The sequence below is a fragment of the Nocardia sp. BSTN01 genome, from assembly GCF_015354405.1.
In the GTDB taxonomy this organism is placed as follows: domain Bacteria; phylum Actinomycetota; class Actinomycetes; order Mycobacteriales; family Mycobacteriaceae; genus Nocardia.
Genome location: NZ_JADKYP010000006.1, coordinates 74,530 through 87,547, shown reverse-complemented (window position 1 = coordinate 87,547; position 13,018 = coordinate 74,530). Strand labels below are relative to the sequence as shown.

Sequence of the window (13,018 nt, the reverse complement as noted above, 5' to 3'; positions counted from 1 at the left end):
TTCTCGACGTCCTCTCGCACCCACCCTGCCATGATCGATTCCCCTACAATGGCCGGAGTGCAGTTTCTCCCAGGACACACGCCGCCGTACGACCTCACCTACGACGATCTGTTTCTCGTACCCAATCGCACCGATGTGTCGTCGCGGTTCGATGTGGACCTGTCCACCAGCGACGGAACCGGCACCACCATCCCCATCGTGGTCGCGAACATGACCGCGGTCGCCGGGCGCCGCATGGCCGAAACGGTCGCGCGCCGCGGCGGCATCGTGGTGTTGCCGCAGGATCTGCCGATCACCGCGGCCGCCGACACCATCTCCTTCGTCAAGAGCCGTTCGCTCACCGCCGACACGCCCGTCACGCTCGGGCCGGATCATTCGGTCTCGGACGCGCTGGCGCTGATCCACAAGCGCGCCCACCGCGCCGTGGTGATCGTCGAGAACGACAAGCCGGTCGGTGTCGTCACCGAAGCGGCCTGCGCCGACGTGGACCGGTTCGCACGGCTGCGCACCGTCGCCGACGCCGATTTCGTCAGCGCCGCCGCCACCGCCTCGCCGCGCGAGATCTTCGACCGGCTCGAGGCCGCCCATGCCGGTCTCGCGGTGCTGGTCCACGACGACGGCACCCTCGCCGGTGTGGTGACCCGCACCGGCGCGGTCCGCGACGGCATCTACACCCCTGCCGTGGATCGTCACGGCACACTGCGCATCGCGGCCGCGGTCGGGGTGAACGGCGATATTCCGGGGAAGGCGAAGGCGCTGGTCGACGCCGGCGCCGACGTCCTGGTCATCGACACCGCCCACGGCCATCAGGAGAAGATGCTCGAGGCGCTGCGCGCGGTCGCCGATCTGAAACTGGGTGTGCCGCTGGTGGCGGGCAATGTGGTGTCCGCCGCCGGAACCCGCGACCTGGCCGAGGCCGGGGCCGACATCGTGAAGGTCGGCGTGGGTCCGGGCGCCATGTGCACCACCCGCATGATGACCGGCGTCGGCCGCCCGCAGTTCTCCGCGGTCGCCGAATGTGCCGCGGCGGCAAAGGATCTCGGCGTGCACATCTGGGCCGACGGCGGGGTCCGCCATCCTCGTGACGTGGCGCTGGCACTGGCCGCGGGCGCGTCCAACGTGATGATCGGCTCCTGGTTCGCCGGTACCTACGAATCGCCCGGCGATCTGCGCGTCGACCGCGACGGCAACGCGTACAAGGAGAGCTTCGGCATGGCCTCCAAGCGCGCCGTGGCCGCCCGCACGGCCGCGGACAGCGGATTCGATCGCGCGCGCAAGGCGCTGTTCGAAGAGGGCATCTCCTCCTCGCGGATGCGGCTGGACCCGGAACGACCCGGCGTCGAGGACCTCATCGACCACATCTGCTCCGGCGTGCGCAGCGCCTGCACCTACGCCGGGGCCCGCACGCTCGCCGAACTGCACGAGAAGGCGGTGCTCGGCGTGCAGTCGGCCGCCGGTTTCGCCGAAGGACGCCCGCTGCCCTCGGGGTGGTGAGGCCCGCCACGATCGGCGCCGGAGGGGTCGCGGCGCGCCGTACCGCTCGGTCGCGCCGCGAGGATCCCGGTAACATAGGCTGTGCCGACCGGCGGAGCTCCGCCGACCGGCATTGCGTTGTTGTTTCGGCTCGTCCACTTGCGAAAGGAACCAGTTGTCACCCGCGTCCGAGGGCGCCACACAGGAGGGCTCCTCTACCGAGCCGGGTGACCAACCCGGCGCCTCCGTCTCCGCAGATCCTCCGTTACCCGGTGGGCGGTGCCGATCGTGTCCGTAGTGCTCACCATCGTCAGCCTGCTGGGATTCATCGCGCTCACCGCGGGCACGGCGATCTTCGTCGCTGCCGAATTCTCGCTCACCGCACTCGAGCGCAGCACCGTCGAGGCGCACGCCCGCGAGGGTGACCGTCGCGCCCGTCAGGTTCGCCACGCGCATCGCACCCTGTCGTTCCAGCTGTCGGGCTCGCAGCTCGGCATCACCATCACCACCCTGGTCACCGGTTATATCGCCGAACCGGTGCTGGCCCGGCTCATCGAGCCGATCTGCACCGCGCTCGGCGTCGGCCCCGGGACCGCCCAGGGCATTTCGCTGGTGATCGCGCTCGTGCTGGCGACCTCGCTGTCGATGACCTACGGCGAGCTCGTCCCCAAGAACATCGCGATCGCCAAACCGCTGACCACCGCCCGGTGGACGGCCGGTCCGATGATCGTGTTCACCACGGCCTTCTCCTGGCTGATCAAACTGCTCAACGGCGCCGCCAACTGGGCGGTCCGCCGGCTGGGCATCGAACCGGCCGAGGAATTGCGGTCGGCGCGCTCACCTCAAGAGCTGGGTTCGCTGGTGCGCACCTCCGCCATGCGCGGCTCGCTCGATCAGCGCACCGCCCTCGTGGTGGATCGCTCGCTGCTGTTCGGTGAGCGCAGCGCCGAAGACCTGATGACGCCGCGGGTGAAGATCGAAACGCTGGATCAGAACGACACCATCACCGATCTCATCGCCGCCGCCGGCCGCACCGGACTGTCGCGTTTTCCGGTCATCGACGGCGATCTGGACAACACCCTCGGCATCGTGCACGTCAAACAGGCGTTCCTGTATCCGGGCGCGCAGCGCGGCACGATCGCGCTGTCCTCGATCGCGCGGCCGGTGCCGATCGTGCCCGCCAGCCTCGACGGTGACACCGTGCTCGAGCGGGTGCGCGCCGACGGGATGCAGCTCGCGCTGGTCGTCGACGAATACGGCGGCACCGCGGGCCTGGTGACCATGGAGGACATCATCGAGGAGATCCTCGGCGACGTCCGCGACGAGCACGACGAGGAGGAACTCGACGTGCGCCGCACCGCCCTGGGCTGGAACTGTTCCGGCCTGTTGCGCATCGACGAGGTGTCGCGGGCCACCGGCTACGACGCGCCCGAGGGTGAATACGACACCCTCGGGGGACTGGTCCTGACCACCTTGGGCAGGATTCCGGTGGCCGGCGACGAGGTGTTGCTGCCCACCCCCAGTTCGACCAACGGGCACGCGATGCAACCGCATACCCACGGCGGCTGGCTGGCCCGGGTGGAACGAATGGACGGACGACGCATCGACCGGGTGCTGATGCAGCCGGTGGACGCCGATGCGGTGACGACGTGGGAGCTCAGCCATGGGTGATCTGTTCGGACTGTTGCTGACCGTCGTCCTGCTCGGCGCCAACGCTTTCTTCGTCGGAGCCGAGTTCGCGCTCATCTCCGCCCGCCGCGACCGGCTGGAAACCCTTGCCGCCCAAGGTAAGCGGGGAGCCGGCACGGTGATCGGCGCGGCCGAGCATCTGTCGATGATGCTGGCCGCCGCTCAGCTGGGCATCACCATCTGCTCGCTGCTGCTGGGCCGCATCGGCGAACCGGCGATCGCGCATCTGCTCGAGCGCCCGTTCGATCTGGTCGGTGTGCCGGATCAGCTGCTGCATCCGGTGGGATTCGCACTGGCCCTGGGACTCGTGGTGATCCTGCACATGCTGATGGGCGAGATGATTCCGAAGAACATCGCCCTGGCCGGGCCGGAGCGGGTGGCGTTGCTGCTGGTCCCGATCATGCTGTGGTGGTTGCGCCTGGCCCGCCCGCTGATCGGCCTGTACAACCTGGCCGCCAATCTCACCCTGCGCGCGCTGCGCATCGAACCCAAGGACGAGCTCGACGCCACGGTGTCGTCGGTGGAGCTGGCGGAGATGATCGGCGAATCCCGCTCGGAAGGGCTCATCGACGAGGAGGAGCACCGCCGCCTCACCCAGGCGCTGGGAACCACCGACCGCATCGTCGCCGATGTGATGGTGCCGCTGGCCAAGACGCGGTGTGTGCCGCTGCGCGGTGACGGCACCACCCTCGGCGATATCGAATCCGCGGTCGCCGAAACCGGCTTCTCCCGCTATCCGGTGCGCGCCGGCGACGGCTCGCTGGTGGGCTATCTGCATGTCAAGGACGTGCTGGACAAGGTGGCCGACGATTCGGCCGGACCGTCGACACCGATCCCGCGCACCGATATCCGGCCGCTGCCGACGCTGAGCATGGGCACCACGCTGTACGAGGCGCTGGCCCGGTTGCGCCGCACCAACAGCCATCTGGGCCGGGTCATCGATACCCGCGGCAATACCGTCGGCATCGTCGCGCTCGAGGATCTGGTGGAAGAGTTCGTGGGCACCGTGCGCGATGCCACCCACCGGGTGGCGGAATGACCGTGGACGCGACACCGGCTGCGGCGCAAGCGCTTCGGGTCCTGCCGCCGGACCGGTGGCGGGCCCGCGCGCAGGCGCATCGGGAACGGGTCGACGATATGGTCGGCCCGTACCTGCGCCAACGCGCCCACGGCGGCAAACATCCGGTGATCGACTTCCTGTTCACCTACTACGGTCACAAACCGGCCCAGCTGCGCCGCTGGCATCCCGGTTTCGGCGTGGCGCTCGCCGACGCCGAGGAGTACGCGCAGCGCCGCGGCTACCACCGGGTCGAGACGCCCGGCGGACCGGTCCATACCGCCGACCCGGCCTTTCTCGACCGCCGCCGCGACACCGTGGAATTCGTGGCGGCCCTGCTGTCGGCGACCGCGGACCGGCCGGCGCACCTGTCCTGCTTCGGACTACACGAGTGGGCGATGGTCTACCGCAGCGACGACGTGCGCCACCGGCAGGTCCCGCTGCGGCTCGGACGTGCCGGCACCGATGCCGTGGTCGAGTCGATGTCGTTGCGCTGCACGCACTTCGACGCCTTCCGCTTCTTCACCCCCGAGGCCGCGCCACGCAATACCGAACGACTCACCCGCGAGGACCAGGTCCGCCGGGAACAGCCCGGCTGCCTGCACGCGGGCATGGATCTGTACAAGTGGGCGTTCAAACTGGTGCCGCTGATCGATGCGGATCTGCTGCTGAACTGTTTCGCCCTCGCCTGCGCCGCCCGCGAGATCGATATGCGCGCCAGCCCCTACGATCTCACCGACTACGGCTATCGGCCGATCGCCATCGAAACCCCCGGCGGCCGTGCGGAATACGTCCGCGCTCAATCCGAGCTGGCCCGGCGGGCCGAGCCGCTGCGCACCGAACTGCTCGCCCGCTGCCGGGCCCTGCTCGCGTCGTCCTGACCGCGCGGTGAGCGGTTCAGCTCGCGCGCCGGATACTCAATTCCGCCGTGGCGTCGTAGATCCACGACATATCCGCCGCCGCGAAATCCGTCAGCCAGGTGGACGGCGCCGCCGAGGTGAGCGTCTCGAAGTTCCAGTAGTCCTTCCACAACGAGACGCGCCCGTCGCGCACGCGGTGCACCGAGACGAAGGGCAGTTCGGCGCGCTCGCCGGTCGGCCACACCCAGGTTTCGGAGTGCTCGTAGATCACGTCCGGTCCCTCGGCGACCAGCAGACCGTCGTGATTGGTGTATTCGGCCAGCCCCGCCAGCCCGATGCGCAGGCGCTTGACGGTGTCGGCGGGGCCCTTCGCCGCCAGCGTGGGACCGGTCGGCACGTCGAGGTAGATACAGTCCTCGGTGAGCGATGCGGCCACCGCGTCCCAGTCGCGCCGGGCCAGCGCCGCCCACAGCCGCAGCACTACCGCGCGCGGTTCGTCGTTGTCGGACATACCTTTTCCTCGCTCTCCGGTTGAATTCCGGTGCTTTCCGATCCCGCGCCGCGCGCGGTCACACCACCGGGTCGATGGTGGCGTTGATGGTGTGGATGGTGCCGTCGGGAATGACGAAGGTTTCGGTGATGTCGACGGTCATCAGCCGCACTCCGGCGACACCGGAGTCGAGCAGATACCGTGCGGTCACCACATCACCGCATTCGGTCATCCGCACATCGCGAATGTCCTGAATCACCGAATACTGGACGCCGTGATTCAGCTCCTGAGTCAGCTGCGGCCCCGAATAGCCCGTTTGCAGCCCGGCTTCGACACGGGTGGCGTCCGGCGCGAACGGTACGGCACTCGCATCGTGTGAAACCAGCGCGTCGATATATGCGCGGGCGACGGCCTGCCGGGGCGTATCGGCCGGATTCGGTGCTGCCGCAGCCATTCCCGCTCCGGCGTTCAACGCGGCAGCCACCGCACCCGATATGACTGCAACGTGTTTCATTCCCATGCGCAGAGTTTGTCTCACGTGTTGCTGCGGCGCAACAGCTCGGAGCACCCGGACCGCTTTCTCCGAAAACCGACCCGATGAGAAGGTGGCTGAGCTACCGTTTCGATGCGTTGCCCGCAACCGGTGGTACCGACTATCTCGGCGGCGGTGACGCCCAGCCCGTTTCACTGTGGAAAGTGGGGGTCCCGCAATGGCGCGGAGCTTTGGCAGACGCACGCCCAAACCACTCATCGCGGCGGCCGCGGCCGTACTCGCGGCCGCGATCCTGCCGGTCGGCGGCGCGTCGGCGGATCTGCAATCCGATATCGCCACCCAGGTGCAGGAATTCCTCGATATCGGCAAGGTCGCGGTGCCCCCGGCCGACTGCGGTCCCGGCTCGCGGGCGGAAACCGGTATGCAGGGCGACGTTCCGGCCGCCGACCGCGCCTCCGGTCGCAGCACGCAGGGCTATACCTGCAATATGTCGTTCGTCGGCGGATATGCCGGGCACGGCGCCGGTATCACCTCGACCACCTACGACCACTGCTCCTACACCGGCTCGTTCTTCCCCGGCGATCTGCTCGGTCCCGCTCAGGGTGTGCAGGTGATCGACGCCTCGGACCCGGCGCATCCGGTGTTGAGCACCACCCTCACGGAACCGGCGATGATGGCCGGCACCTGGGAGAGCCTGAAGGTCAACACCGCACGGAAACTGCTGGTGGGCACCGGAGTTCCGTTCCTGGAGGGCACGGGCTACCTGTCGGTCTATGACATTTCCGACTGTGCACATCCGCGGTTGCTCAACCCGGGACCCGGCACCAATCTGGCCATGCCCCTGCCCATCACCACCCACGAGGGCGGCTTCTCCCCCGACGGCCGCACCTACTGGGCCTCGGGTATCGCCCCCGGCTTCGTCAGCGCGGTCGACCTCACCGATCCGGCGAACCCCCACGTGATCTGGCAGGGGCTCACCGGCATCGAGGCGCACGGCTTCGGCATCAGCCCCGACGGCAATCGCATGTATCTGTCGGCACTGGCCGGATTCACCGTGCTCGATATCAGCGCGGTTCAGCGTCGCGATCCGAATCCGCAGGTCAACCACATCGGCCGGGTGTTCTGGACCGACGGCTGGGCGACCCAGCACAGCGTGCCGGTCAGCTACGACGGCACACCGTATCTGTTCACCGTCGACGAGGCGGGAGCCGGCGGGGTGAAACTGGTCGACATCTCCGACGAGAACAATCCCAAGGTCGTCGAGAAGATCAAGTTGCGGATCGATCTGCCGGAGAACCAGGACAGCATGCTCGCCTCCTCGATGGGTGGGTCGGTGTTCTCCTACGATCCGCACTACTGCGCGGCCGACCGTCCCGAGAATCCGACGGCGCTGGCCTGCGGCTGGGAATCGTCGGGCATCCGGGTATTCGATGTGCGCGATCCGTTCCGGGTGCACGAGATCGCCTACTTCAATCCTCCGGCCCGCACGGCGCAGAATCTGCAACTGTGGAATTCCCCGCACGCGCTGGGTTCGCTGATCGGACCGCCTGCGCTGGAGGGCTTTTCGGTGGCGCGCGCCATTCTGGACGGCAAATTCGATCCGGCCCAGGCCTTGTCGCCGCGCACCGGGATGCTGGCCTTCGGTGACGTGTCCTCCGACTGGTGTTTCGCGCCCCCGGAATGGCACGGCAGCCAGCTGTGGACCTCCTGCAACGACAACGGTTTCATGGTGTTGCAACTGGACAACGACGTGTATTCACCCCCCGCCGACCAGCAGTCGATCGTGGGGTCCTAGATGTCGCGGTGGCTACGCTGGGGGTCCTACGCGGCCGCGGCGTTGATCCTGCTGGTGATCGGCGCCGCGTTGCGCCCGGTCGTTCTGCCCGAGAAACACACCGCCGCACCGGTTCTCGATGCCACCGAGATCGGTTTCGCCCAGGATATGACGGCTCATCACCAGCAGGCGATCCAGATGGTGCAACGTCTGGATCCCGGTGTGGACCCCCAGGTATCGCGGCTGGCGCAGCAGATCGACCAGTCACAGCGGGTGGAGATCGGCACGATGCTCGGATGGCTGCGCCTGGCGAACGCCGCTCCGACAGCGGACCGGCCGATGGCCTGGATGACCCCGGATACGACTGCGGCTCATCATCATTCGATGAGCACAACGCCTCCTGCCACCTCACCCGGCATGCCGGGGATGGCGACCATGGCCGAATTGGATCGGCTCTCGGCCGCTCGCGGACGCGATGCGGAAGTGCTGTTCCTGCAATTGATGTACCGCCACCACCAGGGTGGTGTCGCGATGGCTCGCGCCGCCGATCAGCAGATCACCTCGGGTCCGGTGAAGGAGCAGGCCCGGGCCATGCTCATCGCCCAGAGTCAGGAGACCGGTTTGATCGCGCTGATGCTGAACCAGCGCGGCGCACAACCACTGCCCTAGGCTTCCGGCACGGTGGCAGGCACACACGGCTGCGGTGTCCGCCCGCTCGGTGAGCTCGCGAAACGGCCGGTGGGCCGGAGTGACTTCCCGGCCGGCGCAGATATGTCGGTGGGTGCCGCTATGGTCCCTGGGTCGGCACACAATCGAGAGGTTCGGACGCGAATGACTGTCGGTACGGCGATCACCATTCCCACGCATATCCACGGTTATCCGGATCTGGCGTTCGGCGGCTACGTGGCGGGCATGCTCGCCGATCGTGTCGGCGGTGAGGTGCGTGTCGACTTCCGGCGCGGTGTTCCGGTCCGGACGCCGGTGCAGATCACCGATACCGAATCGGGCTGTGTGCTTACCGATTCCGACGGTACGGTCCTCACCGAGGCAAGTCCAGGTTCGGTGGAATTGGCCGTCACGCCGCCACCCACCTGGGAGGATGCGGTCGCCGCGTCGCGCGATTCGTTCGCCGCCGGCCGTGCCGTCGCCGACTGCTACGGCTGCGGCACCACGAATACGCCGGGCCGGGGCCTGCGGCTGTATCCGTGGCGGCTGCGCGACCAGGACCTCGTCGCGGCCGCCTGGGTTCCCGATGCCGAATTGGCCGGGCCCGGTGGACATCTGACCACGGAGAATATCTGGTCGGCCGTCGACTGTCCCGGCGGCTGGGCCGCCATCGAACTGTCCGGAATGTCCCCCGGGGGCCTCACGGCCGCCCTCACCACCCGTCGCATCGGACCGGTGCGCGCCGGGGAGAAATACCTCGTGTGGTCCTGGCCGATCGCCGCGTCGGGACGCAAACACACTGTCGGCGTGGCCATTTCCACGCCGAAGGGCGATCTGCGCGTCCTGGCCGAAGCATTGTGGATCGAGCCCCGGCAGTAGCGTTTCTCCCGTCTCGCGTTCGCCTACTCTCCAGCGCCCGCCAGACTGCGGTAGGCAGCGGCGTAGGCCTTCGGGTGAACGTCGCCCATCAACAGGTACTGCTGCAGAAATCCCATCATCGCGCCGAGCATGACCTGGGCGAGAGCGTCGATATCGGTTGCCGCGGAGAGCAATCCGGCCTCGCAGGCGCGCAGCAGCAACTCCCGCCAGGCGGCCCGGACTTGAGTCAGCCGTTCGCGGACGATCCCGGCAACCGCCTCGTCCCGTCCGGCCTCCGCCCACGCCTGCACCGCGACGCGCGGAATATCGCCGTCGCGGGCGAGTTCCGCTATCTGCCCGAGCACCGACTCCAGCGCGTCGATCGGCGCCACCGGGGTCGCCCCTTCGGTGAGCCGCGCCAGATTCGCGGTCATCCGGCCGAGTACGGAGTCGGCGATCGCGCGGATGATGTCGTTCTTGGAGGCGAAGTAGCCGTAGACCGCACCGGCCGACATCCCCGATTCGGCGATGACCGCGGACATCGTCGTCTTGTGGAATCCCTCGCGGGCCACACACCGCACGGCGGCGGCGATGAGCTGGTCGCGCCGGGCAGTACGACGCTCTTCGGTCAGTCGCGGCATCACCGCATCATAAAAAGAACGTTCGTTCTTGACAATCACTCGTCTGCGCGCGCATGCTCGAACCACAAAAAGAACGTTCCTTCTCTTTGGAGTTGCGATGCGACCGTCGCCCGCCACCGTTCTCGGACCGGTTCTGGCCCTGTCCGCCCTCATCACCGTGCTGGTCACGGCCTTCGCCTGGCCGACCAGCAACCTGGCCCCACGCCACCTCCCGGTCGGCCTGGCCGGCCCGGCCCCCGCCGTCGAACAGGTGCGCCAAGGGCTCGGCGCCCTCGGGGATTCGGCGATCGACACGACGACGTATCCCGACCGCTCGACGGCCGTTCAGGCCATCGAGCATCGCGATATCTACGGCGCCATCGTGATCGGCGCGAACGGACCGGAGGTGCTGACCGCCTCCGCGGCCGGTCCGGCTGTCGCCCAAGCCCTGAGCGAAGCCGCTCGCGGCATGAGCCGAACCGCTGCGCCGCAACAGCTTTCGCCGACTCCGGTGATCACCGATGTGGTCGCGGCACCGGCCGCCGATCCGCGCGGCGCGGTCTTCGGCCTCACCCTGGTTCCGATGGTCATCGGCGGCCTGCTGACCGGCGCCGCCCTGTCACTGCTGACGCTGGACCGAGCGGCCCGGATCGGCGCGGCCGTGGCCGTGGCACTCGTCGCCGGATTCGCGGTCACCGCCGTCCTACAAACCTGGCTCGACGTGCTGACCGGGAACTACCTCGTCAACGCCGGAGTGGTTGCCCTGGCGATCGGCGCGACCGCACTGACACTGCTCGGCCTGCGTGCCGTGCTCGGCCTCGCCGGGATCGGTTTGGGCGCGGCAACCTTTGTCGCACTGGGCATTCCACTCTCCGGCGCCATGTCCGCACCGGAACTGCTGCCGACCGGCTGGGGCACCCTGGGAACCCTGCTCCCGCCCGGCGCGGCCGCCACCGCCCTACGCTCGACCGCCTATTTCGGTGGCTCGGGCTCGGCAGCGGCGCTGGCGGTGCTGAGTTGCTGGGCTGCGGGTGGGCTGTTGCTGGCAATTCTTCCCCGGCGAACCCGCGACCTTCCCGATCAAGCGCACGACGCCACACCCGCGCAGCTCGCCCGGACGGCGTGATTACCCCGCACTCCCCTCGCTGTGCCGCAAGAGCTGAGCAGTTGAACCCGCGGCGGTGGGGCGTCTCGCTCAGGGCTCGAAGGTGACTTCGGTGAGTCGTTCGCTGTCGGCCCACAATCGCGCGCCCAGTTCGGTATCGACGATGCCTTTCGGGAGTTTCACGGGCCTGGGGGTGCCGGAGGTCTGGTCGCGTCCGGCCGGACCGATGAATTCTCCGCCGGTGACATCGGGGCTGGTGGCGGCGTAGAGCGAGGGCCAGGCGGCCCCGGCGGCGGAACCCATCAGCAGGCGCGCTGCGAGCGGAGTGAACAGGCGCGTCAGCGGTCCTGTGCCGTGTTGCTGGAGGCCGGTCATCGCCGCCCCGGGGTGAACGACGACGGCGTCGACGGGGATGTGGGCGGTACGACGGGCGAGTTCGAGGGTATAGACGATGTTGGCGCGCTTGGACTTTGCGTATGCGGCCATGCCACGGTAGCGGTTCTCGCTCATCAGGTCGTCGAGCGTGCCGATGGGCCAGCGTGCGGCGATCGCGCTGACGGTGACGACGCGAGCTCCGGCCGAGCGGCGCAGCGCGGGCCAGACCTGAGCGTTGAAGGCGAAGTGCCCGAGGTGGTTGGTGCCCACGGTCATCTCGAACCCGTCGCGGGTGGTCACCCGGGTGGGCAGGTTCATCACCCCGGCGTTGTTGAACAACAGGTCGACGGTCTCGGTTTCGGCGATTCGCTCGGCCGCGTGGCGCACCGAGGCGAGGTCGGACAGATCCAGGAGCAGGGTGTCGGTCTCGGCCTGCGGTGCCGCGGCGCGCACGATGCCGACCGCCTCATCGAGCTTGGCCTGGTTACGGCCGGCCAGGAGGACCCGCGCGCCGCACCTGGCCAGAACGCGGGCCGTCTCGAGGCCGATCCCACTGCCGGCGCCGGTGACCAGGGCGGTGCGGCCGGTCTGATCAGGGATGTCGTCCGGTGTCCACTGGACCATGCAGATCACATCTTCCTTGTTGAATGAATGTTCATTAGTAGCATCTGACGCTGACCGAGCTTTGTCAAATGAACGTTCAATAACTACCGTTGACGGTGTGCCCACCAGGAATCCCGAAGCGAAACGACAGCAACTGTTCGACGCCGCGCTGACCGAGTTCGCAGAGTTCGGCCTGGCCGGCGCGCGCATCGATCGACTGGCCAAGCGCGCGGGAATCAGCGCGGGTTTGGTGTACTCGTTCTACAAGGGCAAAGACGAACTGTTCGACGCCATCTTCGACATGATCGTGGACACGACGGTGGCATCCGTACCGCTGGACGCCGACCGACTGCCCGAATACGCAGGTCAGCTCTACGATGCCGGACGGGCCCATCCCGAGGTCATGCGGTTCCTGATGTGGTACCACCTGCTGCGCGGCGACTCCGCTCAGCGCGCTTCGGTGGCCGAGTCGATGCGAGCGAAGGTCGAGGCCATCGAACAGGCTCAACAACGCGGGACGGTCACCACAGCACAACCCGCCGCGCACATCCTGGCCTTGGTGTTGACAGTCGCGAACATGTGGCATCAGCCCGCGGAAGACATCGCGCGATTGGTACCCGAATCCCAACGCCGTAGCCTCGTGCTCGACGCGGTCACAACCCTGATCTCACCGCCGATGCGGGGATAAGAGCCGGGCCCGTCCGGTCTGCGAGGTCCCTTCTGTCTCGATCAGGCGGAGCGAAACCGCTGTCGTTGGGCGACATCGAGCCGGCGCCTGGACGAGGCCGCGGAGGCGCTGGTCGAGGAGGCCTGGCTCGCGACCAAGCCGAAATGGACGGATCTGCTCGGCCATCCGTTCAGCATGGCGCTGGTCTGGACGCTGCCTCCCGCGTGACGAACCCGCCGCGTACCTTGGGGCACCCGACCGCAGTTGTGGCCCACGATACAATCGGCC

Annotated in this window: 13 protein-coding genes; 9 read left to right on the top strand and 4 right to left on the bottom strand. The window is 68.0% G+C overall.

Annotated features, from left to right (window positions below):
* The first annotated feature begins 57 nt into the window (after window positions 1-57).
* The 4 genes from IRT45_RS07850 (at window position 58) to IRT45_RS07835 (ending at window position 5,100) form a co-directional block, all read left to right on the top strand.
* Window positions 58-1,494, top strand: a complete 1,437-nt coding sequence (locus IRT45_RS07850; protein WP_039777986.1) for a GuaB1 family IMP dehydrogenase-related protein — start codon at window positions 58-60, stop codon at window positions 1,492-1,494.
* Between the two features lie 267 nt (window positions 1,495-1,761).
* Window positions 1,762-3,144, top strand: a complete 1,383-nt coding sequence (locus IRT45_RS07845; RefSeq protein ID WP_194805193.1) for a hemolysin family protein — start codon at window positions 1,762-1,764, stop codon at window positions 3,142-3,144.
* Entirely contained in the window at window positions 3,137-4,201 is a 1,065-nt protein-coding gene (locus IRT45_RS07840; RefSeq protein WP_194805192.1) for a hemolysin family protein, read from the top strand. The genes IRT45_RS07845 and IRT45_RS07840 overlap by 8 nt, the downstream gene beginning before the upstream one ends.
* Entirely contained in the window at window positions 4,198-5,100 is a 903-nt protein-coding gene (locus IRT45_RS07835; protein ID WP_228533932.1) for a 3-methyladenine DNA glycosylase, read from the top strand. The genes IRT45_RS07840 and IRT45_RS07835 overlap by 4 nt, the downstream gene beginning before the upstream one ends.
* A gap of 16 nt (window positions 5,101-5,116) precedes the next feature.
* Here IRT45_RS07835 and IRT45_RS07830 read toward each other — a convergent pair whose 3' ends face one another.
* Together IRT45_RS07830 and IRT45_RS07825 are read right to left on the bottom strand one after the other, a co-directional pair.
* Window positions 5,117-5,590: a nuclear transport factor 2 family protein gene (locus IRT45_RS07830; RefSeq protein WP_194805191.1), complete on the bottom strand. Its 474-nt coding sequence runs from the start codon at window positions 5,588-5,590 to the stop codon at window positions 5,117-5,119.
* Between the two features lie 58 nt (window positions 5,591-5,648).
* Complete coding sequence (locus IRT45_RS07825; protein ID WP_228533931.1) at window positions 5,649-6,023, bottom strand: hypothetical protein; 375 nt, start codon at window positions 6,021-6,023, stop codon at window positions 5,649-5,651.
* A gap of 256 nt (window positions 6,024-6,279) precedes the next feature.
* Between IRT45_RS07825 and IRT45_RS07820 the strand changes: the two genes are divergently transcribed.
* From IRT45_RS07820 to IRT45_RS07810, 3 genes are all read left to right on the top strand, one after another.
* Window positions 6,280-7,857, top strand: coding sequence for an LVIVD repeat-containing protein (locus IRT45_RS07820; protein WP_194805189.1), 1,578 nt, complete (start codon window positions 6,280-6,282; stop codon window positions 7,855-7,857).
* Window positions 7,858-8,505, top strand: coding sequence for a DUF305 domain-containing protein (locus tag IRT45_RS07815; RefSeq protein WP_194805188.1), 648 nt, complete (start codon window positions 7,858-7,860; stop codon window positions 8,503-8,505). It abuts the gene before it with no gap.
* A gap of 162 nt (window positions 8,506-8,667) precedes the next feature.
* Window positions 8,668-9,381, top strand: a complete 714-nt coding sequence (locus tag IRT45_RS07810) for a hypothetical protein (RefSeq protein ID WP_194805187.1) — start codon at window positions 8,668-8,670, stop codon at window positions 9,379-9,381.
* Between the two features lie 23 nt (window positions 9,382-9,404).
* Here the strand turns inward: IRT45_RS07810 and IRT45_RS07805 are convergent, their stop codons facing one another.
* Window positions 9,405-10,001 carry a TetR/AcrR family transcriptional regulator gene (locus IRT45_RS07805; protein WP_194805186.1) on the bottom strand — a complete coding sequence of 199 codons (597 nt, stop codon included), beginning with the start codon at window positions 9,999-10,001 and terminating at the stop codon, window positions 9,405-9,407.
* 97 nt (window positions 10,002-10,098) lie between these two features.
* On the opposite strand from IRT45_RS07805, the gene IRT45_RS07800 reads away from it, so the two are divergent.
* Window positions 10,099-11,106, top strand: coding sequence for a hypothetical protein (locus IRT45_RS07800; RefSeq protein WP_194805185.1), 1,008 nt, complete (start codon window positions 10,099-10,101; stop codon window positions 11,104-11,106).
* A 69-nt stretch (window positions 11,107-11,175) separates the two neighbouring features.
* Here IRT45_RS07800 and IRT45_RS07795 read toward each other — a convergent pair whose 3' ends face one another.
* Window positions 11,176-12,084, bottom strand: a complete 909-nt coding sequence (locus tag IRT45_RS07795; protein WP_194805326.1) for an oxidoreductase — start codon at window positions 12,082-12,084, stop codon at window positions 11,176-11,178.
* A 97-nt stretch (window positions 12,085-12,181) separates the two neighbouring features.
* Between IRT45_RS07795 and IRT45_RS07790 the strand changes: the two genes are divergently transcribed.
* Entirely contained in the window at window positions 12,182-12,751 is a 570-nt protein-coding gene (locus tag IRT45_RS07790) for a TetR family transcriptional regulator (RefSeq protein WP_194805184.1), read from the top strand.
* Window positions 12,752-13,018 lie beyond the last annotated feature (267 nt).